This window comes from Micromonospora sp. NPDC049044, assembly GCF_040649215.1.
Taxonomy (GTDB): Bacteria; Actinomycetota; Actinomycetes; order Mycobacteriales; family Micromonosporaceae; genus Micromonospora.
In genome coordinates this window covers 46065-67008 of sequence record NZ_JBEZFA010000017.1, presented here as the reverse complement: position 1 = coordinate 67008, position 20944 = coordinate 46065, and the positions used below count along the sequence as shown (strand labels likewise).

At 72.3% G+C, this 20944-nt stretch carries 18 protein-coding genes; 11 read left to right on the top strand and 7 right to left on the bottom strand.

The genetic code is table 11. The features are described 5' to 3' along the window. The first annotated feature begins 81 nt into the window (after positions 1 to 81). Positions 82 to 1128, top strand: coding sequence for a LacI family DNA-binding transcriptional regulator (locus tag AB0B85_RS16575; RefSeq protein WP_357408015.1), 1047 nt, complete (start codon positions 82 to 84; stop codon positions 1126 to 1128). 303 nt (positions 1129 to 1431) lie between these two features. Here AB0B85_RS16575 and AB0B85_RS16570 read toward each other — a convergent pair whose 3' ends face one another. Both AB0B85_RS16570 and AB0B85_RS16565 read right to left on the bottom strand, forming a co-directional pair. Further along, the gene (locus AB0B85_RS16570; RefSeq protein WP_357408013.1) at positions 1432 to 2652 is read right to left on the bottom strand and encodes an acyl-CoA dehydrogenase family protein; all 1221 of its coding nucleotides are present in this window, start codon (positions 2650 to 2652) and stop codon (positions 1432 to 1434) included. Beyond that, a complete protein-coding gene (locus tag AB0B85_RS16565; RefSeq protein WP_357408011.1) occupies positions 2652 to 3731 on the bottom strand; it encodes a phosphotransferase family protein in 1080 nt (359 codons plus the stop codon). The genes AB0B85_RS16570 and AB0B85_RS16565 overlap by 1 nt, the downstream gene beginning before the upstream one ends. 150 nt (positions 3732 to 3881) lie before the next feature. Between AB0B85_RS16565 and AB0B85_RS16560 the strand changes: the two genes are divergently transcribed. From AB0B85_RS16560 to AB0B85_RS16550, 3 genes are all read left to right on the top strand, one after another. Further along, positions 3882 to 4583: an amino acid-binding protein gene (locus AB0B85_RS16560; RefSeq protein WP_357408009.1), complete on the top strand. Its 702-nt coding sequence runs from the start codon at positions 3882 to 3884 to the stop codon at positions 4581 to 4583. Positions 4584 to 4642: 59 nt separating this feature from the next. Continuing rightward, positions 4643 to 5689, top strand: coding sequence for a hypothetical protein (locus AB0B85_RS16555; RefSeq protein ID WP_357408007.1), 1047 nt, complete (start codon positions 4643 to 4645; stop codon positions 5687 to 5689). Between the two features lie 116 nt (positions 5690 to 5805). After that, complete coding sequence (locus AB0B85_RS16550) at positions 5806 to 6945, top strand: GNAT family N-acetyltransferase (protein WP_357408005.1); 1140 nt, start codon at positions 5806 to 5808, stop codon at positions 6943 to 6945. On the opposite strand, the gene AB0B85_RS16545 is transcribed toward AB0B85_RS16550, so the two are convergent. Next, the gene (locus AB0B85_RS16545) at positions 6840 to 7238 is read right to left on the bottom strand and encodes a VOC family protein (RefSeq protein WP_357408003.1); all 399 of its coding nucleotides are present in this window, start codon (positions 7236 to 7238) and stop codon (positions 6840 to 6842) included. The genes AB0B85_RS16550 and AB0B85_RS16545 overlap by 106 nt on opposite strands. 177 nt (positions 7239 to 7415) lie before the next feature. Then, entirely contained in the window at positions 7416 to 8213 is a 798-nt protein-coding gene (locus AB0B85_RS16540; protein ID WP_357408001.1) for an LPXTG cell wall anchor domain-containing protein, read from the bottom strand. A gap of 357 nt (positions 8214 to 8570) precedes the next feature. Between AB0B85_RS16540 and AB0B85_RS16535 the strand changes: the two genes are divergently transcribed. The 3 genes from AB0B85_RS16535 (at position 8571) to AB0B85_RS16525 (ending at position 14844) form a co-directional block, all read left to right on the top strand. After that, positions 8571 to 11465 carry a glycoside hydrolase family 9 protein gene (locus AB0B85_RS16535; RefSeq protein ID WP_357407999.1) on the top strand — a complete coding sequence of 965 codons (2895 nt, stop codon included), beginning with the start codon at positions 8571 to 8573 and terminating at the stop codon, positions 11463 to 11465. Positions 11466 to 11667: 202 nt separating this feature from the next. Beyond that, on the top strand, positions 11668 to 14145 hold the full coding sequence (locus AB0B85_RS16530; protein WP_357407997.1) for a non-reducing end alpha-L-arabinofuranosidase family hydrolase: 2478 nt from the start codon (positions 11668 to 11670) through the stop codon (positions 14143 to 14145). A gap of 171 nt (positions 14146 to 14316) precedes the next feature. Then, entirely contained in the window at positions 14317 to 14844 is a 528-nt protein-coding gene (locus AB0B85_RS16525; protein ID WP_357407995.1) for a DUF488 domain-containing protein, read from the top strand. 1 nt (position 14845) lies between these two features. On the opposite strand, the gene AB0B85_RS16520 is transcribed toward AB0B85_RS16525, so the two are convergent. From AB0B85_RS16520 to bioB, 3 genes are read right to left on the bottom strand one after another with little or no spacing between them, the layout of a single operon-like run. Beyond that, a complete protein-coding gene (locus AB0B85_RS16520; RefSeq protein WP_357407993.1) occupies positions 14846 to 15352 on the bottom strand; it encodes a GNAT family protein in 507 nt (168 codons plus the stop codon). Between the two features lie 4 nt (positions 15353 to 15356). Then, positions 15357 to 15572 carry a hypothetical protein gene (locus AB0B85_RS16515; RefSeq protein ID WP_357408141.1) on the bottom strand — a complete coding sequence of 72 codons (216 nt, stop codon included), beginning with the start codon at positions 15570 to 15572 and terminating at the stop codon, positions 15357 to 15359. 4 nt (positions 15573 to 15576) lie between these two features. Beyond that, entirely contained in the window at positions 15577 to 16572 is a 996-nt protein-coding gene (gene bioB, locus AB0B85_RS16510; protein ID WP_357407991.1) for a biotin synthase BioB, read from the bottom strand. 156 nt (positions 16573 to 16728) lie between these two features. Between bioB and AB0B85_RS16505 the strand changes: the two genes are divergently transcribed. Genes AB0B85_RS16505 through AB0B85_RS16490 form a run of 4 tightly spaced genes read left to right on the top strand, consistent with a single transcriptional unit; the run spans position 16729 to position 20924 of the window. Continuing rightward, positions 16729 to 17865 (top strand): 8-amino-7-oxononanoate synthase, encoded by a 1137-nt coding sequence (locus tag AB0B85_RS16505; RefSeq protein WP_357407989.1) that lies wholly within the window; start codon positions 16729 to 16731, stop codon positions 17863 to 17865. A 49-nt stretch (positions 17866 to 17914) separates the two neighbouring features. After that, positions 17915 to 18640: a dethiobiotin synthase gene (gene bioD, locus AB0B85_RS16500; protein WP_357407987.1), complete on the top strand. Its 726-nt coding sequence runs from the start codon at positions 17915 to 17917 to the stop codon at positions 18638 to 18640. Between the two features lie 53 nt (positions 18641 to 18693). Next, entirely contained in the window at positions 18694 to 20253 is a 1560-nt protein-coding gene (locus tag AB0B85_RS16495; RefSeq protein WP_357407985.1) for a histidine kinase, read from the top strand. Further along, positions 20253 to 20924, top strand: a complete 672-nt coding sequence (locus tag AB0B85_RS16490) for a response regulator transcription factor (protein ID WP_357407983.1) — start codon at positions 20253 to 20255, stop codon at positions 20922 to 20924. Before AB0B85_RS16495 ends, AB0B85_RS16490 begins: the two co-directional genes overlap by 1 nt. The last annotated feature ends 20 nt before the right edge of the window (positions 20925 to 20944 follow it).

Here is a 20944-nt window from a genome sequence, read left to right as displayed (position 1 = left end):
CTCGGGCCAGCCACCAGGACGGTCCCGGCGTCCACCTCTCGCAGGTGGCGCCGGGTCCGCCCGCCGTCGGAGGAGCAGACGATGACAACGCAGCGCACCCGATCGCTCGGGCGCCCGACCCTCGATGCGGTCGCGGCGCGCGCCGGCGTCGGTCGGGGCACGGTCTCCCGGGTGGTCAACGGCTCGCCGCAGGTCAGCCCGGAGGCCCGGGCCGCGGTCCAACAGGCCATCGCCGAGCTGGGGTACGTGCCGAACCGGGCGGCCCGGGCACTCGTCACCCAGCGGACCGACTCCGTCGCGCTCGTGGTGTCCGAGTCCGGTGAGCGGGTCTTCACCGAGCCGTTCTTCGCCGCGATCGTCCGGGGGATCAGCTCCGGTCTGCTGGAGACGCCGATGCAGCTCTGGCTGGCCATGGCGCAGTCGCCGGTGGAGCGGGAACGGGTCGAGCACCACCTGACCAACCAACACGTCGACGGCGTGCTGCTGCTGTCGCTGCACGACTCCGACCCGCTGCCGACGCTGCTGGAAGAGCGCGGCCTGCCCGCGGTGCTCGGTGGTCGGCCCGCCCGGATGCTGCAACCGGGCGCCCAGCCAGCCTGGTTCGTCGACGTGGACAACGTTGGCGGGGCCCGGCAGGCGGTCGAGTACCTGGCCGGGCTGGGACGTCGGCGCATCGCCACCATCGCCGGCACCCAGGACATGGGCGTGGGCCTGGCCCGCCTGGCCGGCTACACCGAGGCGGTGAAGGCCACCGGGGCCGGCGTCAACCCCGACCTGATCGCGTACGGGGATTTCAGCGAGGGCAGCGGTGCGAGCGCCATGCGGCGACTGTTGGACGTCTGCCCGGACCTGGACGCGGTCTTCGTCGCGTCCGACCTGATGGCGTTCGGTGCGCTGCGGACGCTGCGGGAGGCCGGCCGGCGGGTGCCGCAGGACGTCGCGGTGATCGGCTTCGACGACGCGACGATCGCCCTGCGGGCGGACCCGCCGCTGACCACCGTCTTCCAACCGGTGGAGGAGATGGGCCGACAAATGGCCCGCCTGCTTGTCGCCCGGATCCGCGGCGAGGACCTCCCGGCCACCCACATCCTCCTGGACACCCAACTGGTCCACCGCGCCTCCGCCTGACCCACTCCCCACCCCGGCTGCCTCAAGCGCCTGGCACCCCACCCGCCTCAAGCACGCCGTGCCTGGGCACGCGCCGTGCCTCTCCCGCAGCGTTCATGATCGCGCTCGATCCTGGATGAAGTGGTCATCCGTGCGGAAGGAGGCCACTACATTCAGGAAGTTGCGCGATCTTGCGTGGTCCGCGGCGCACGGCGCCGGCTGCGGAGTCGCACGACGGAGCCCGCGGGGGCAGTGCGCGGCCTACGACGCACAGCGCGGGGCGGGGCGGGGTGGTTGGGCGTGCGCAGCGCGGGGTGGGGGTGGTCAGGCGGGGGGCGGAGCCCAGCGGCGGAGTTCGCGTTTGGCCAGGGAGTTGCGGTGGACCTCGTCGGGGCCGTCGGCCAGCCGTAGGGTGCGGGTCTGCGCCCAGAGGGCGGCAAGTGGGGTGTCCTGGCTGACGCCGGCGCCGCCGTACCCCTGGATGGCCTTGTCGATCACCCACTCCGCCATCGCCGGGGTGCCGATCTTGATGGCCTGGATCTCGGTGTGGGCGCCCTTGTTGCCGACGGTGTCCATCAGCCAGGCCGTCTTGAGCACCAGCAGTCGGGCCTGCTCGATACGCACCCGCGACTCGGCGATCCACTCCCGGACCACGCCCTGCTCGGCGAGGGGCCTACCGAACGCGATCCGGTCGAGCGCCCGCTTGCAGAGCAGTTCCAATGCCCGCTCGGCCATCCCGATCAACCGCATGCAGTGGTGGATCCGGCCGGGACCGAGCCGGGCCTGGGCGATGGCGAAGCCGGTGCCCTCGGCCCCGATCAGGTTCTCCGCGGGCACCCGGACGTCGGTGAAGTCGATCTCGGCGTGCCCGCCGTGCGAGCCGTCGGTGTAGCCGAAGACGGTCATGCCACGGCGGACGTGCACCCCGGGGGTGTCCCGGGGGACCAACACCATGCTCTGCTGGCGGTGCCGGTCGGCCGACGGGTCGGTCTTGCCCATCACGATGAAGATCTCGCAGCGCGGGTCCATCGCACCCGACGACCACCACTTGCGGCCGTTGATCACGTACTCGTCGCCGTCACGGGTGATCCGGGTGGCGATGTTCGTGGCGTCGGAGGAGGCGACGTCCGGCTCGGTCATGCAGAACGCGGAGCGGATCTCACCCTCCAGCAGGGGCATCAGCCAGCGTTGCTGCTGCGCTTCCGAGCCGAACTCGGCAAGCAGCTCCATGTTGCCGGTGTCCGGTGCCGCGCAGTTGACCGCCTCCGGGGCCAGGTGCGGGCTGCGTCCGGTCAGCTCGGCCAGCGGGGCGTACTGCAGGTTGGTCAGGCCGGCACCGTAGCGCGGGTCGGGGAGGAACAGGTTCCACAGGCCGCGCTTGCGGGCCTCCGCCTTCAGCTCGGCCAGCACCGGGGTACGCGACCACGGGTCACCGGCGGCCACCTGCTCGGCGTGCACCGCCTCGGCCGGGTAGACGTGCTCGGTCAGGAACCGGGTCAGCTCGTCGCGCAGCTCCTCGGTCCGGGCGTCGTATGAAAAGTCCATCACCGCTCCCTGGCGGCGGTCAGCCCGTGCGCGACCAGCGGTGCCACCATCTCGCCGATCCGGTCGAAGCCCTCGCCGAGCGTCTGCCCGAGCGTGTGCCGGTAGTGGATGCCCTCGCAGATGACAGCCAGCTTGAAACAGCCCAGCGCCACGTGCCAGTGCAGCGGCCCGACGTCCACGTCGCTGCGCCCGGCGTACCGCTCGATCAGCTCGGCGCCGGTGGGGAAGCCGGCGCGCGGCCCGAGCCCGTCGGCGACCGGGTTGCCCTCGGCGGTCTCGTTGCCGCCCAGCACGTCCCAGTACGTCAGCAGCAGCCCCAGGTCGGCGAGGGGGTCGCCGAGGGTCGCCATCTCCCAGTCGAGCACCGCGTGCACTGTCGCCGGGTCGGCCGAGGCGAGGAGATTGTCCAGTCGGTAGTCGCCGTGCACGATCCGGCCGGTGTTCGCGCCCTCCGGGGCGGTCGCCGCGAGCAGGTCCCGCAGCTCGTCGATGCCGGGCAGCTCCCGGCTGCGCGAGCGGTCGAGCTGCCCGGCCCAGCGGCGGACCTGCCGGGCCAGGTAGCCCTCCGGGCGGCCGAAGTCGCTCAGCCCGACGGCGGCGGGCTCGACGGTGTGCAGCGCGGCGAGGGTGTCCATCATCGCCAGGGCGAGGGCCCTGCGGCTCTCGTCGCCCAGCGGGTCGGTCTGCGCGCGGGTGCGGAACACCTCGCCGGGCATCCGCTCCATCAGGTAGAACGGTGCGCCGATCACGTCCGGGTCGGTGCAGAGCAGCAGCGCGCCCGGGACCGGCACCGCGGTCGGCGCGAGCGCCGAGATGACCCGGAACTCGCGGGCCATGTCGTGCGCGGTCGCCAGCACGTGTCCGAGCGGGGGACGGCGCAGTACGACCTCGCGGTCGCCGAGGTGCAGCAGGTAGGTGAGGTTGGACTTGCCGCCCGCGATCAGGTGGGCCCGCAGCGGTCCGGCGGCCAGCTCGGGGCGGTGCTCCGCCAGATGGTCGTGGAGTCGGTCCAGGGCCAACCCGGCGGGGGAGGTGGGATCGGCCTCCGGCCGGGACGCATCGACGGCCGGATCGCTCATCCGACTAGTTGATGGCAGCCCGTTCATGTTGTCAAGGTCAGATTTTCCGCTCGGGACATGGCCCTGCAACAGGGACGAAATGGTCAACGACCAGGCTGGGTCCAGCCTGCCGGCCGTCCTTCGGCCGGCCCGCCGAGCGGAGGGACAGACATGTTGCTGCGAGTTCGGGTCACCCTGCCGGATCGTCCGGGCACGCTCGGCCAGGTCGCCCGCACCCTGGGCGTCTCCGGCGCGGACATCGTCCAGGTGGTGGTCCTCGAACGACTCGGCGGGCGCGCGGTGGACGACTTCACAGTGGTCTGGCCGGGCGCGGCCCGGGTGGAACGGCTGCTGGCTGGCCTCGCGGCGATTCCGGGCGTGCGGGTGGACGGCGTGTGGCGGGCGATCGGCGCGCCCACCACCACCGGCCAGGACGCGGAGCTGCTGGCCCAGGTCGCGGCCAACCCCGCCGACGGGCTGGCCACCCTTGTCGACGCCGTGCCCGGGCTGCTGGCGGCCGACTGGGCCGTCGCCGCCGTGGTGCCTGTCGACTGGGCCTCGCGGACCGGAGGCGGCGGGGCGACGGTGGGGCACGCGAGCTGGCGTACCCCTGCGCCCCTGCGGTTGCCGGAGGTGACCCCGTTGCGCGGCCGGTCGATGACCACGCCCGACGGCACCCACCACGCGATAGCGCCGTTCGGCCGGGCCGGCCTGGTGCTGGTGGTGGCCCGGGAGTACAGCGACACCCTCTGCGCCGCCAACTTCCACAGCACCGAGGTCGACCGGCTCACCCAGCTGGTGCGGGCCAGTGCGGTGATCCTCGGCGATCGGCTGGACCTGGTGGGCGCGCCGCCGGTCAGCGCCAATCCCTGAGGCGCCACCCGGCGACCGGCGGGCCGCGGGGGCCGGACTTGTTGATCTAGTCTCCTCGGATGGACATCTCCACTGGTGGATATCGCGCGGAGACCGCCGGCAGCGGCGGCCGCGTCCCGTCCGGTGCGTCGTGGGGCGACCAGGCGGACGCCAAGCTGCCGAAGCCGGTGCCCCGGCGGCGGCCGGGGAACCAGATGGCACCCACCTACGCGGACTTCGGCACCGAGCCGCCCCGCCTCGGCAACGTCGAGATCACCGGCGTGCACCGGTCCTCGGCGGCGGACGACCATCTGGCGATCAACGCCGGCGGGTCTGTCGAGTTCGAGTTCGACGTGCCCGACCCGGCAGTGGTCCGGGAGGCCTGCGTCACCCTTGTGGCGCTCGTGTCGATGCTGGCCGGAGGCCCCGGGTACGCCCCGCTCACCGTCACCCTCAACGGCCGGCCGCTGGCCGACGAGCTCCGCGTCCCGAACGGCGGTGGGCTTCCGCAACGGCTGGTCTTCGCGGTCCCGGCCGAGGAGTTGGTGCCCGGCTGGAACACGATGCGGATCGCGAGCGGTGTCGACGCCCGCAGCATGCTGTGGCTCTACCGGGTCACTGTCGACCCGATGTACGCGCACGACCAGGCGGGCCTGGCCCTCGTCCGGCAGGCGGTCGCCGAGCCGGTGCTGCGGTACGCGAGCGACGCCGGCGAGATCGTCATCTTCGTCGGTCGGGGCGAGCAGTCCGTCCTCGACCAGGTGGCGTGGGCCGACACGTCCGGCGCCGAGTACGCGATCACGTTCGAGAAGCAACAGCGGGCCTTCTACGGCTGGCGGCGGCAGCCGGGTGGAGAGCCGATGGAGTTCCGCGGCCGGCTGACCGGGCGCGGCACCGTCGCCGAGGAGACGTGGCACTTCGAGACCGAGGAGGGCTGGGCCGGTGGCTGGCACCGCTCGGGTGACCTGCTCATCGCGGTGGAGGTGCGCGGCTGCCCGATCACCCGGTTGGCCTGGCGGGACCTGCGCGGCAACAACGGCACTGTCGCCTTCGGCGGCGGCGGGTTCCTGGGCACCTACCAGCGGGTCGGGGAGGGCCCCATCGGCTACCGCGGCCGTTTCGCGTAGCGGCGGAACCGGTGACCCGCCGCGCGGGGTCGGCCTCCTGAGCGCAACCCGTCACCGCCGGGCAATCGGGCGGCAACAGCGGGGGACGACTGTGGTACGCGGGGAAGGAGCCAACCATGACGTTGTGGCGGATCCGAGCGACGGTGGACGACCGGCCGGGTTACCTGTCGGTGCTCACGGCCAGCCTCGCCCTGCGTGGGGTCAACATCCTCACCGTGCAGGTGCAGCCCACCGAGCAGGGTGCGGTGGACGACTTCCTGGTCGACGCGCCGGACGCGCTCGACGAGGCGGGCCTGATCGCCGCCGTCGAGCGAGGGCGGGGCCGGGACTGCTGGGTGGCGCGCAGCGAGGCGCGCGGCCTGGCCGACCAGCCCACCCGGGTGCTCGGACTGGCCAACCGGCTGGTGCGGGACCCGGACGCGACGGGTGAGGCGCTGCGGACCCTGTTGGCCGCCGACGACGTCAGCTGGCGGCCGGCGTCGGTCGGCGTCGACCGGGGGATCATCGGCACGAGCATGTCGCTGGCGGACCCGGCGGGCGGCTCGTTCGCGCTGCGCCGGGCCGCGCCCGCGTTCACCCCTGCGGAGTACGCCCGGGCGCAGGCCCTGGTCGAGCTGGCCGCCACAGTGGTCCGTCGGGCCGCTGAGCAGATCACCCTGGTGTTGTCCGACGGTGCCGAGGTTGCCGTGCGGCCCGCCTGCGCGGACGATCTGTCCGGCGTCGTGGAGCTGCACGAGGCGTGCTCGCCGCGCAGCCGGCACCGGCGTTACCTGGGCGGGGCGGCGTTGCCGCAGCCGGACCGGCTGCGTCGGCTGCTGGAGCCGAGTCGAGGGCTGACCCTGGTGGCCACGGCCACGGGCGCCGACGGTGAGGCGGAGTCGGTGGTCGCCCTGGCGAACCTGCTCGGCGAGGGCGACGAGGCCGAGGTGGCGCTGCTGGTGCGCGACGACTGGCAGCGGCGGGGGCTCGGCTCATCGCTGCTGCGCCGGTTGGCCCAGCATGCCGACCGCGCCGGGTACGCGGCGCTGGTGCTGCACGTCCAAGCCGACAACGACCCGATGTTGCGGACGCTGCGGCGGCTGGACCGGCCCAGTTCGGTGGAGCGCGACGGCGGGCGGTGCACCGTCACGGTCCCGCTCGGCCACCGGCGTCAGCGCGAAGGCGGTTCGCGGCGGCCCGAGACGCAGAACCGGTTGCCCTCCGGGTCGGCGAGCACCACGTACGGCGGTTCGGTGGGCAGCGGGTCGGTGGGGTAGTGCGCCCAGTCCACCGGTTGGGCACCGAGTGCGAGCAGCCGGTCGACCTCCTCGTCGAGGGTGCGCTCGCCGGCGTCCAGGTCGAGGTGGACCCGGGGGAACTCCTCGACCGGGCTCGCGCTGAGGTCCATCGCGATGGGCGCGCCCGGCGCCCCGGGCGGCGGTTCCAGCACGATCCATTCGTCGCCGGGATGCCGGGGCGGGCGGCGGCGGTAGCCGAGGGCACCGGCCCAGAACGCCGCGGCCCGTTCCGGCTCGGACACTCCCAGCGAGAGCTGCGCGATCATCGCCATCGCTCGACGGTACGTCACGACCCGGTCAGTTTGCCCGGCGCGGTGGCACCGCGCCCCACCGACCGCTCGTTCGTCCGTGCGGTGGTCTGACCGGATCGAGCGGATGAGTAGGCGGGTCGGAAAAGCCGACGACCGGCCCTCGGAGCGGTGTCCGGGGCCGGTCGTCGGCGTCGTCGGTCAGCTGGTGAAGGTGATCCGGTCGCGACGGCGACGCATCATCAGCAGGGCGCCGCCGCCGATGAGGGCGACACCGCCGAGTGCGTAGGTGGTGACTGCCACGCCGGTGAGCGGGAGATCGCCGCCGTTGTCACCACCGCCGCCCGCGCCTGCGGAGGCCGACGCCGACGCTGACGCTGACGCCGACGCCGAGGCTGAGTCGCCGGGGGTCGCCGACTCCGACGGCGCGGCCGAGCCCGTCGGCGTCGCCGTCGGCGTGGTGGTGGCCGGTGTGGTCGGCGTCGGCGTCGGCGACTGCGTGGTCGGTGTGGTCGGGGTCGGCGACTCGGTGGCCGCGGTGCCAGCGCACGTGTGGCTGAGGTTGAACCGCTCGCCCACGCCGCTGACCAGGGCGCTGCCGCCGGTCAACGTCCATCCGGCCGGGGTGAGGAGATAGGCGTGCTTCACCTGCTTGTCGCCTCCGCCGTTGGCGGACAGGAAGTCGGTGTAGGGGTCGGCGGGGTTCGGCACGGTCACCGTCACGGAGACGCCCGCGGTGTCCTTGAAGGTCAGCGACAGGCTCTGGAAGTCGCCGGCCTGCTTGGTGGGCAGCACGAAGTGCCAGCCGTCCTGGTCGGTGGGTCGGGCACCGAACTTCGGGTCCTGGCACTCCTGCTGGAACGCTCCCGCCGTCGCGCCGACATGGGCGCGGTTGAGGGGGACGATGCTCGATGCCCAGGCCGGTGCGGCGATGGCGAAAACGGCCGTGGCGGCGGCCGTGCAGACGGCCGAGTGCATCAGGCGCCGACGCAGTGGCATGAGGGTTCCTCCGGGGATTGGGTCGAGGGGCCGCCCATGATCCACTGACGGGACGCCCCGACGGCATCGGTCAACCGGGCTGAGCTGGGGCAACGTCTCGGTTGGAGTGACTGCCGGACCGGCTTCTCGCGCTGGCGTACGCGTGTCGCCGTAACGCGCACGGGTGCGGTGGCGCTGGCGGCGGGACACGGGCTTCCCAATCGGCGGCGACCACATTACATTGTCGCTTATCCATGGGAGCGCTTCCACCAGCTGCCATGGTCATACCGCCACCCCCGATGTCGCCGGTGGCCGTGCCGCCCGAACGCCGTCCCGCGTCGGTGCGACCATCGGCGGCGCCTCCGACAGGAGCCCGCCATGCGCCATGCCACCCGGTCGGTTCCCGGCCGCTCACCGGTCGTCGACCAACCCTGGCCCCGCCGGCTGCTGAGCGCCGGCATCGCAGTGCTCACCGGCCTGTCCATGGTGGCCGCCGGGCCGGCTTCGGCACCCGCGTCCGCGGCCCCGGCGACCTTCAACTACGCCGAGGCGTTGCAGAAGTCACTGCTCTTCTATGAGGCGCAGCAGTCCGGCGAGCTGCCCGACTGGAACCGGGTCTCCTGGCGCGGGGACAGCGCGCTCACCGACGGTGCCAGCGCCGGGCTCGACCTCACCGGCGGCTGGTACGACGCCGGTGACCACGTGAAGTTCGGCTTCCCGATGGCGTTCAGCGCCACAATGCTCGCCTGGGGGGCTGTCGAGTACCGCAGCGGCTACACGGCCTCCGGGCAGCTGCCGCACCTGCTCAACAACCTGCGCTTCGTCAACGACTACTTCATCAAGGCGCACCCGTCGGCCAACGTCCTCTACGGGCAGGTCGGCAAGGGCGACGACGACCACAAGTGGTGGGGTCCGGCCGAGGTGCTGCCGATGGCGCGGCCCGCGTACAAGATCGATGCGAGCTGTGGCGGCGCGGACCTCGCCGGCGAGACGGCGGCGGCGATGGCCGCCTCCTCGATGGTGTTCCGGCCCACCGACGCGACCTACGCGGACAAGCTGCTCAGCCACGCGAAGCAGCTCTACACCTTCGCCGACACGGTCCGGAAGTCCTACAGCGAGTGCATCACCGACGCGGCGTCGTTCTACAAGTCGTGGAGCGGCTACCAGGACGAGCTGGTGTGGGGTGCCATCTGGCTCTACCGGGCCACCGGCGACGCCAGCTACCTGGCCAAGGCCGAGAGTGAGTACGACAAGCTCGGCACCGAGCCGCAGTCCACCACCCGCTCCTACAAGTGGACCATCGCCTGGGACAACAAGCAGTTCGGCGCGTACGTGCTGCTGGCCAACCTGACCGGTAAGCAGAAGTACGTCGACGACGCCAACCGCTGGCTGGACTACTGGACCGTCGGGGTGAACGGGCAGCGGGTGCCGTACTCGCCGGGCGGGATGGCGGTGCTCGACTCCTGGGGTGCGCTTCGCTACGCCGCCAACACCTCCTTCGCCGCGCTGGTCTACAGCGACAAGACCACCGACACCACGCGCAAGGCGCGCTACCACGACTTCGCCGTCCGGCAGATCAACTACGCGCTCGGCGACAACCCGCGCAACTCCAGCTACGTCATCGGGTTCGGGGCCAACGCACCGAAGAACCCGCACCACCGCACCGCGCACGGGTCCTGGTGGGACAGCCAGACCGTGCCCGTCGAGACCCGGCACACCCTCTACGGGGCGCTTGTCGGCGGCCCGTCCTCGGCCAACGACGCGTACACCGACAGCCGGTCCGACTACGTGATGAACGAGGTCGCCACCGACTACAACGCCGGTTTCACCTCGTCGCTGGTCCGGCTGACCTCCGAGTACGGCGGCAGCCCGTTGGCGAACTTCCCGGTCGCCGAGACGCCCGACATGGACGAGATGACAGTGGAGACCACTGTGATGCAGGCCGAACCCCGGGCCACCGGGCTCAAGGCGATCGTCTACAACAAGTCGGCGTTCCCGGCCCGGGCACTGACCAACGGTAAGTTCCGGTACTACTTCCGGCCCGACGGCACCGGCCCCGTGCAGGTCACCTCCGGCTACACCCAGGGCTGCCCGTCGCCGACCACTGCCAAACAGTTCAGCGGCGACATCTGGTACGTCGAGGTGGACTGCACCGGCTACACCATCGCCCCGGCCGGGCAGTCGCAGCACCGGATGGAGGTCCAGTTCAAGATCGGCGTGCCGGAGGGCGGCACCTGGGACCCGACAAACGACCCGTCGTACCAGGCGACCGCCGGCCCGAACCGCAAGGTTCCGCTCTACGCCGGTAGCACCCGCGTCTGGGGTGTGGAGCCCGGACCGGCCACCCCGGACACCACCGCCCCGACCGCGCCGGGCAAGCCCGCCGCGTCTGGTCTCGCGTCCCGCTCGGTCACCCTGACCTGGGCGGCGTCCACCGACAGCGGCGGCAGTGGCCTGGCCGGTTACGAGGTCCGCGAGGTGCAGGTCGGCAGCGACACGGTGGTGGTCCGGCCGGTCACCGGCACGACGCTTACCATCTCCACGCTGCTGCCGGCGACGTCGTACGAGTTCACCGTCGTGGCCCTCGACGGCGCGGGCAACAGGTCGACCGCCTCACCGGTGCTCACCGTGACCACACCGCCGACCGGCTCCACCGACACGACGGCGCCGAGCACCCCCGGCACCCCGGTCGCCTCGGCGGTCACCGCCACCGGGCTCACCCTGGCCTGGACCCCGTCGACCGACAACGTCGGGGTCACCGGGTACCGGGTCTACCGCGAGGCCGGCACGACAGACGTGCTGGTCGGCTCACCCACCGGTTCCACCGTGGCGGTGTCCGGGCTGACCGCGTCGACGTCGTACCAGTTCTACGTGGTGGCCGTGGACGCGGCCGGAAACGTGTCGGCCGCGTCGCCCGGCGTCACTGTCACCACCACGGCCCCGCCTGCCGGCGGCGGCTGCGCGCTGACCTGGACGGCGAACAACTGGGACACCGGGTTCACCGCGAACATCACGATCACCAACACCGGCACCACGGCGATCAACGGCTGGACGCTCGCGTTCACGTTCGCAAGCAGCGGGCAGAAGATCGGGCAGGCCTGGTCGGCGAACGTGACCCAGATCGGCACCGCGGTGACCGCGTCGAACCTGTCCTACAACGGGACACTGGCGCCGGGTGCGTCGACGAGCTTCGGCTTCAACGGCACCCACACCGGCAGCACCACCAGGCCGGCCACCTTCACCCTGAACGGCGCCGCCTGCACCGTCTCCTGACTCGTCGACGCGGCGTGGCGTGGCCGGTACCGCGCCCGGGCGACCGGCCACGCCGCGCAAGACGAAAACATTTCCGAAACTTTTCCGTAAAACCATTGCCCGGACCGGCGCGTCGTTAGCATCGACTGAGTTGGATATCCCACCCCAGACGTCCGGTCGTTCCGCCTCGGCGGCCCGGGTGTAGGCCAGTAAGGAGGCCGAGATGGAAATGAGCCCATCTGTTCATCGCGGCGGCACTCGGCGACGGCGCTCAACCGCCGTCCGAGCGCTGCTCGCCGGCGCGTTCAGCGTCGTGACTGTGGCCGCCGTCGCGGTGATGATGCCCTCGGCGAACGCCGCCGCGAGCACGCTCGGCGCGGCCGCCGCGCAGTCGGGCCGGTACTTCGGCACCGCCATCGCGGCAAGCCGGCTGAGCAATTCCACGTACAGCACGATCGCGGCGCGTGAGTTCAACATGATCACCGCCGAGAACGAGATGAAGCCGGAAGCGACGCAGCCCCAGCGGGGCCAGTTCAACTTCAACTCCGGTGACCAGATCTACAACTGGGCGACCCAGCGCGGCCTGCAGGTCCGTGGGCACACCCTGGCCTGGCACGCGCAGCAGCCGGGCTGGATGCAGAGCCTGAACGGCAGCAGCCTGCGGCAGGCGATGATCGACCACATCAACGGCGTGATGGGCCACTACCGGGGCAAGCTCGCCGCGTGGGACGTGGTCAACGAGGCGTTCAACGAGGACGGCAGCCGCCGCTCGTCCAACCTCCAGGGCACCGGCAACGACTGGATCGAGGTGGCGTTCCGCACCGCGCGGGCGGCCGACCCGTCGGTCAAGCTCTGCTACAACGACTACAACATCGAGAACTGGTCGTACGGCAAGACGCAGGGCGTCTACCGCATGATCCAGGACTTCAAGTCCCGGGGCGTGCCGATCGACTGCGTCGGTTTGCAGACCCACTTCACCGGCGGCAGCTCGCTGCCGAGCAACTTCCAGACCACGCTGTCCAGCTTCGCCGCGCTCGGTGTGGACGTGGCGCTGACCGAGGTCGACGTCACCAACTCCTCCACCACCCAGTACGCCGGGCTGACCCAGGCGTGCCTGAACGTGCCGCGCTGCATCGGCATCACCGTCTGGGGGGTACGCGACAGCGACTCCTGGCGCTCGAACGAGAGCCCGCTGCTCTTCGACGGCAGCGGCAACAAGAAGGCCGCCTACAACTCCGTCCTCAACGCGCTGAACGCGGCCCCCCCGACGTCGAGCCCGACCGCGACCCCGACGGTGACCCCGACGGTGAGTCCGACCACCAGCCCGCCGCCGAGTGGCGGCGCCGGTCGGATCGTCGGCGTGCAGTCGGGCCGGTGCATCGACGTGCCCAACGCCACGCAGACCAACGGCACCCGCGTCCAGCTCTACGACTGCCACACCCAGTCGAACCAGCAGTGGACGTACACCGCGAGCAAGCAGTTGATGGTCTACGGCAGCAAGTGCCTCGACGCCAACGGCGGGGCCTCCGCGAACGGCACCGGAGTCATCATCTGGGACTGCAACGGCCAGTCGAACCAGCAGTGGAACATCAACTCCAACGGCACCATCAGCGGCGTGCAGTCCGGCCGCTGCCTGGACGTCTGGGGCACCGGCAACGGCCAGCAGGTCCAGCTGTACGACTGCCACGGGCAGACCAACCAGCAGTGGCGGACCGACTTCGGTGGCGGCACCACGTCGCCGCCGACCACGCCCCCGGCCACCACGCCGCCACCGACCACGCCCCCGGCGAGCGGCTGCGCGCTCCCGTCGACCTACCGGTGGTCGTCGACCGGCGCACTCACCAACCCGAAGAACGGCTGGGTCTCGCTCAAGGACTTCACCAACGTCGTCTACAACGGCCAGCACCTGGTCTACGGGTCGTACGTCAACAGCAGCGGCCAGTACAGCTCGATGAACTTCGGCCCGTTCACCAACTGGTCCGACATGGCCTCGGCCAGCCAGAACGGTATGAGCCAGGGCACCGTGGCACCCACGCTGCTGTACTTCGCCCCGAAGAACATCTGGGTGCTGGCGTACCAGTGGGGACCGACCTCGTTCAGCTACAAGACGTCGAGCGACCCGACGAACGCCAACGGCTGGTCCTCGGCGCAGACGCTGTCCACCGCCACCCTCAGCGACGCCCCGTACGGGGTGATCGACCAGACCCTCATCGGCGACGACCAGAACATGTACCTGTTCTTCGCCGGGGACAACGGCAAGATCTACCGGTCGAGCATGCCGCTGGGGAACTTCCCGGGCAGCTTCGGCTCGACCTACACGACGATCATGACGGACTCGACGAACAACCTGTTCGAGGGCGTCGAGGTCTACAAGGTGGCGGGCCAGAACCAGTACCTGATGATCGTCGAGGCGATCGGGAGCCAGGGACGCTACTTCCGGTCGTTCACGTCCAGCAGCCTGAACGGCTCGTGGACCCCGCAGGCCGCCAGCGAGAGCAACCCCTTCGCCGGCAAGGCCAACAGCGGCGCGACGTGGACCAACGACATCAGCCACGGTGACCTGGTCCGCACCAACCCCGACCAGACCAAGACCATCGACGCCTGCAACCTGCAGTTCCTGTACCAGGGCAAGAACCCCAGTGCGGGAGGCGACTACAACCTGCTGCCGTGGCGGCCGGGTGTCCTGACCCTCCAGCGCTAGGCGCAGATCCGTTCGCGCAGGACCGGGGCGTGTCCGGCACCGTGGGTGCCGGGCACGCCCCGCCTGAGTCGAGGTCCTGGAGAGTCTCCGGTCCTCGGGTGGAGCGGTGACTGTCCAAGATCTCGCCCGGGACCGGGGATAACCGTCCGGGATTTCGGGCAAGTCATCTGCGTGGGGGAGTTGCTGACCGTCGGGCATGGCACAGCCGACCGGGTGCGGCTGGGAGAGTTGCTGACCGGTGCCGGGGTGACAGTGCTCGTGGACGTGCGACGGTACCCGGCCAGCCGCACCAACCCGGACGTCAACCGCGCGGAACTTGAGCGGTGGTTACCCGAGTGCGGGATCGACTACCGCTGGGAGCCGGACCTGGGCGGACGCCGGCACGTCCGGGCCGGCGACCCCGAGCCGGACACCTGGTGGAAGGTCGCCGCGTTCCGGGCGTACGCCGCGTACACCCGCAGCCCGGAGTTCGACGTGGCGCTGACCAAGGTGCTTACCGACGCGGCCCAGCGGACCACTGCCGTGATGTGCAGCGAGAGCCTCTGGTGGCGCTGCCACCGCCGGGTGATCGCCGACGTCGTGACCCTCGGTCGGGGAACGCCGGTGGCGCACCTCATGCCGGAGGGGCGGCTCAGCCCCCACCAACCCGCCGAGGGCGCCCGCCGGCTCCCCGACGGGAACCTGTGCTGGGACGGCTGAGTCACTCCACCAGGTCGTCGGCGAGCAGATCCATCAGAAGGCCGTCGTGCCAGCGCCCGTCCTCGCCGCGCTCGTAACGGCGCAGCACACCCACCGGGCGGAAACCGACCTTCGCGTACGCGCGGATCGCGGCGCTGTTCGCCGCGGCCGGGTCGATGGTGAAGCGGTGGTGACCGTACTCGTCGATCAGGTGCCGGGTGAGGGTGCGGATCGCGTCCACGCCGAGCCCCGCGCCGCGCACCGCCGGGTCGAGGAAGACGTCCAGGCTGGCGTGCCGGTAGTCCGGGTCCGTTTCGGCGTGCCACTGGATCGCGCCGACCACCCGGCCGTCGTGCTCGACGGCGTACACGTGCAGGTCGTCGTCGCCGAGGTCGGCGCGGACGGAGTCGGCGAGGTCGTCGCCGCCACGCCACCACCGGCGTACCTCCGGGGCGGCCCGGATCGCCGCGAGGGTCGGCACGTCCGCGACCGTCGCCGGTCGCAGGGTCACCGCCCGCCCGCGCAGCACCGGCTCAGCCTCGGTTCTCGCCGTGCTCGACGCAGACCGCCGACCAGCCGACCGGCAGCACCTGCACCTTCATCCGGCGTCGGCACTGCGGGCAGTAGCGCGGCGGCTCCAGCGCGCGGGCCGCCGCGCACGACTCGTGCCCGGCGGCCGACGCGTCCTCGCCGCAGCGGTCACACCAGCGCTGCGCTGCCACAAGCTCGGTCACGTCGTCCTCACCGATCAGCTCAGAGGGTCGCGGACAGGGCCTTGACCGGCATCTTCAGTTCGTCGAGCAGGTCGAGGTCTGCGGTCGCCGGCCGGCCCAGCGTGGTCAGGTAGTTGCCGACGATCACCGCGTTGATGCCGCCGAGCAGGCCGTCGCGGGTGCCCAGGTCACCGAGGGTGATCTCGCGACCACCGGCGTACCGGAGGATGGTACGTGGCATGGCCAGCCGGAACGCGGCGATGGCCCGCAGCGCGTCCTTGCCCTCCACCACCGGGCGGTCGCCGAGCGGCGTACCGGGCCGGGGATTGAGGAAGTTGAGCGGCACCTCGTGCGGGTTCAGCTCGGCGAGCTGCGCGGCGAACTCGGCCCGCTGCTCGACGGTCTCGCCGAGGCCGAGGATGCCACCGCAGCACACCTCCATGCCGGAGTCGCGCACCATCCGCAGCGTCTCCCAGCGCTCCTCCCAGGTGTGTGTGGTGACCACGTTGGGGAAGTACGACCGGCAGGTCTCCAGGTTGTGGTTGTAGCGGTGCACACCCATGTCGACCAGGTCGTCGACCTGCTCCTGGGAGAGCATCCCCAGCGACGCGGCGACCTGGATGTCGACCTCGGCCCTGATGGCGGCGACACCCTCGCGCATCTGCTTCATCAGCCGGTCGTCCGGGCCGCGCACGGCCGCGACGATGCAGAACTCGGTAGCTCCGGTCTTGGCGGTCTGCCTCGCCGCCTCGACGAGCGACGGGATGTCCAGCCAGACCGAGCGCACCGGGGAGGTGAACAGGCCGGACTGGGAGCAGAAGTGGCAGTCCTCCGGGCAGCCGCCGGTCTTCAGCGAGACGATGCCCTCCACCTCGACCTCGGGACCGCACCAGCGCATCCGCACGTCGTGGGCGAGTTGCAGCGCGGCGGGCAGGTGCTCGTCGGGCAGGTTGAGCACCGCGAGGATGCCGGCCTGGTCGAGGCCGACACCGTCACCCAGCACCTGGGTCCGGGCCTGGTCGAGGATCTCTGGCATGGCTCGTACCCTACAAGGCCCCCGGATCAGCCGGAATGGCCTGGCAGCCCGCCGGCCGCCCGCACCGAGTGGATCCGTCGGACCGACGGTGGCGGGTGGTAATTTCGCCCGGCGGGTGTCGGGCTGACCGGCCCGGACGGCGGCGAAGGGGTGACGGTGGCGGACTGGCTGGCGGCGCTCGACCGCCGCGCGCAGTTGCGGGCGAAGGCCGGGCTGACCCGGCGACTGCACCCGCGACCCGCTGGCGACGGGGTGACCGATCTGGCCGGCAACGACTATCTCGGCCTGGCCACCCACCCGGAGGTCACCGCCGCGGCCACGGCGGCGCTGTCGGCGTACGGGTTGGGAGCCACCGGGTCGCGCCTGGTGCGCGGCTCCACCGACGCCCACCAGGCGCTGGAGGACGAGCTGGCGCGGTGGTTGGGCACCGAACGCGCCCTCGTCTTCTCCTCCGGCTACCTGGCCAACCTCGGTGCGCTGCGGGCGCTCGTGCAGCCTCGGACGCTGCTCGTGTCCGACGCCCACAACCACGCCTCCCTGATCGACGGCTGCCGGATCTCCGGGGCGGAGACAGTGGTCACCCCGCACGCCGACGTGGACGCCGTGACCGCCGCGCTCGCTGCCGCTCCGGGCCGCCCGGCGGTGGTGGTGACCGAGTCGGTCTTCTCGGTCGACGGTGACCTCGCGCCGCTGACCCGGCTGCACGCTGTCGCCCGCCGCCACGGTGCGCTGCTGCTTATCGACGACGCGCACGCGCTCGGCGTGACCGGTCCGGCCGGCGCCGGCGCGGTGGCCGCCGCCGGGCTGGCCGGCGAACCGGACGTGCTGGTGACCGCCACCCTGTCCAAGGCGCTCGGTGGTGCCGGTGGTGTGGTCGCCGGCCCGGCCGAGTTCGTCAGGCATCTGGTCGAGACCGGGCGTACCTTCATCTTCGACACGGCCCTGCCCCCGGCGGTCGCCGCCGGGGTGCATGCCGCGCTGCGGCTGGCCCGCGGCGGCGACGACCTGCGCGCGGAGCTCTCCGACCGGGTGCGGCTGGCGGTCGGTCGACTGCGGGCAGCCGGCCTGACCGTCTCCGCGCCGGACGCGGCGGTGATCTCGGTGACCGCCCCCGGGCCGGAGGCGGCGACCGCCTGGGCGGCCGACTGCCGGGAGTTGGGTGTCGCGGTGGGCTGTTTCCGACCGCCGTCCACCCCGGACAGCCGGTCCCGCCTGCGCCTCACGGTCAGTGCCGGGGTGCCCCGGGCGGATTTCGAGCAGGCAGTGGAGGTCATCGTGGAGTGTGCCCCGTGAGCGCGAGGGGTGTGCCGGGTGTGCCAGCCCCGCGGGCGGAGGTTCTCCCATGACCGGGTGGGCCGGGCCGGTCCTGGTTACCGGGACCGACACCGAGGTCGGCAAGACGGTGACGACCGCGGCCATCGCGGCCGCGGCGCAGGCCGCCGGGCTGCGGGTCGCGGTGGTCAAACCGGCTCAGACGGGTACGGCCGGCGGTGAACCGGGCGACGTGGACGCGGTGAACCGGCTGGCTGCCCCCCTTACCGGCCGCACCCTGGCCAGTTATCCCGACCCGCTCGCCCCGCTGGCCGCCGCCCGGGTGGCGGACCTGCCGCCGCTGGAGTTGTACGAGGCGGTGGACGCGGTCCGCGCGGAGGCGGACAAACACGACCTGGTGCTGATCGAGGGCGCGGGTGGGTTGCTGGTGCCGATGGGGCTGCGTCCGTCGGGGGAGCCGTGGACGATGGCCGACCTGGCGGTGTCGCTCGGCGCGCCCGCCGTTGTGGTCGCCCGCGCCGGCTTGGGCACGCTCAACCACACGGCGCTGACCCTGGAGGCGCTCGACCGGCGGGCGGTGCCGGCCGGGGTGGTGATCGGCGCCTGGCCGGGCCGGCCGGAGTTGGTGCACTGGACCAACCTCACCGATCTGGTGCCGAATCTGCTCGGCGCGCTGCCGGACGGGGCCGGCGCGATGGACCCGGGGGTGTTCCGGCGCTCCGCGCCGGGCTGGCTCACGCCGGCCCTGCACGGGGTGCTCGACGACTGGCGGGTGTGGGCCGAAGAGAGCGGCTGACACCTGACTTTCGTCGGTGTCCGCGCAGGTCGGACGTCGGTAGCCTGGCCGCCGTGCGGATCCTCGACTGCTCGCCGCCCGACCCGCTGGATCGGCGGCGTCGCCTGCTGCTGGACGCGCTGCTCTGGGTGGTGGTCGCGGCCCCGGTCGGCTACGCCGGGATCAGCCCGCCCCACCAGCGGTACGCCGTGCCGATGCTCGTCGGCAAGCTGCTGCTGCTCGGCGTTGCCGTGCTGGTCAGTCGGCGCAGACCGCTCGTCGCCCTCGTGCTGGCGGTGTCCGGGTCGGTGGTCGACGGCAACTTCGTCTTCGCCATCCCCGTGCTCAGCTACCTCGCGGGGCGGCGCACCGCTTCCGCCGCTCCCGCCGTCGGGGTCTTCGTGTTGATCGCGGCCGGCGGTACGGCGCTCAACCTGGGCCTGTTCGGCACCGGCGCGGCCACCTGGTTCCTGCTGGCCTCGGTGCTGCTGTTCGCCGCGGTGTTCCCCTGGTTGGTGGGCCGGTACCGGCGTCAGCAGCAGGAGTTGGCAGACGCCGGTCGGCGCCACGTCGAGGCGCTGACCCGCGAGGAGCGCGGCGCCGCCGAGCGGATCCGGTTGCGGGAACGGGCCCGGATCGCCGGTGAGATGCACGACTCCCTCGGTCACGACCTCAGCCTGATCGCGTTGCGCGCCGCCGCCCTGGAGGTGGCCGCCGACCTCGACGACCGGCACCGGGCCGCGGCGGGGGAGTTGCGGGCCAGTGTCTCCGCCGCCACCGAGCGGCTGCACGAGATCATCGGGGTGCTCCGGGAGGACGGTGACGCGTCGCCGCGTCCGCGTGGGGAGACGGTCGCCGACCTGGTCGACAATGCCCGGGAGGCCGGACTCGCGGTACGGATGGACGCCGCCTCGGCGGTCGCGGACCTGCCGGCGATGACCGGCCACGCGGCGCACCGGGTGGTGCGTGAGGCGCTTACCAACGCCGCCCGGTACGCGCCGGGCGCCCCGGTCGAGGTGCGGGTCACCCGCGACGGTGAGCGGGTCGAGGTGAGCGTGGTCAACGGTGCTCCGCCGGCCGAACCGCTGCCGGCCCCGCCGTCGCAGGGCAGCGGGTTGCTCGCCCTCGCCGAGCGGGTCCGCCTCGCCGGTGGCACGCTCGACGCCGGTCCCCGCGCGGGCGGCGGGTTCGCCGTGGTGGCGGCGTTGCCGGCAGGCGCGCCGCCGGTGGAGGCGATCGGGCCCATCGGTCGGGCCGCCCCAACCGGTGCCGGTGCGCCCGTGGAGCGACCGGTGGACGCGGAACGGCGGCTGCGCGACGCCCGCCGGCGGGTCCGGCGCAGCCTGGTGGTGGCGCTGCTGGCACCGGCCGGCTTCGCCCTGGTGCTCTCGTTCGTCTACTACCCGGTGGCGACCGCCGGGACGGTGCTGGACCGGGCCACCTTCGACCGGATGCGCGTCGGCACGGCCCGCTCGGAGTTGGCCGGCCTGCCCCGGCGGCAGTTGGAACGGCCCGCGGGATCCGACCGGGCCGGCTGTGAGTACTACACCGACGGCAACTTCCCCCTGGCCGAGCCGACCTGGCGGCTCTGCTTCACCGACGGCCGGTTGGCCAGCAAGGAGTCGATCGCGTAGTGGACGCCGACAGCGCAGGGCCGGTACGGGTGGTGCTCGCCGACGACGAGGCGATGATCCGGGCCGGCGTCCGGGCCATCCTCGCCACCGACCCCGGTATCGAGGTGGTCGCCGAGGCCGGTGACGGACACGCCGCTGTGGAGTTGGTCCGTGCGCACCGACCTCGGATCGCGCTGCTGGACATCCGGATGCCGCGCCTGGACGGGTTGGCCGCCGCCGCCGAGATCCGCCGGGCCGTGCCGGAGACCGCGACGATCATGCTGACCACGTTCGGTGAGGACGACCAGGTGGCCCGCGCGCTCGGGCACGGTGCCAGCGGGTTCCTGCTCAAGGCCGGTGACCCGCGGGAGTTGCTCGCCGGTGTGCACGCCGTCGCCGAGGGCGGCGCGTACCTGTCGCCGAGGGTGGCCCGTCGGGTGATCGAGCTGGGTGCCGGGCGGTTGGCCCGCCGGCCCGCCGCGCGGGACCGTACGGCCGGGCTGACCGAGCGGGAACGGGAGGTGCTGGCCCTGGTCGGGGCGGGGCTGTCGAACGCCGAGATCGCCCGCCGGCTGCACCTGGTGGAGGGCACCGTGAAGAGTTACCTGACGAGCATCTTCACTCGTCTGGACGTGCGTAACCGGGTGCAGGCGGCGATCCTCGCGTACGAGGCGGGGCTCGTCGACGGCTGAGCGGGGGCCAGCGCGGCCCC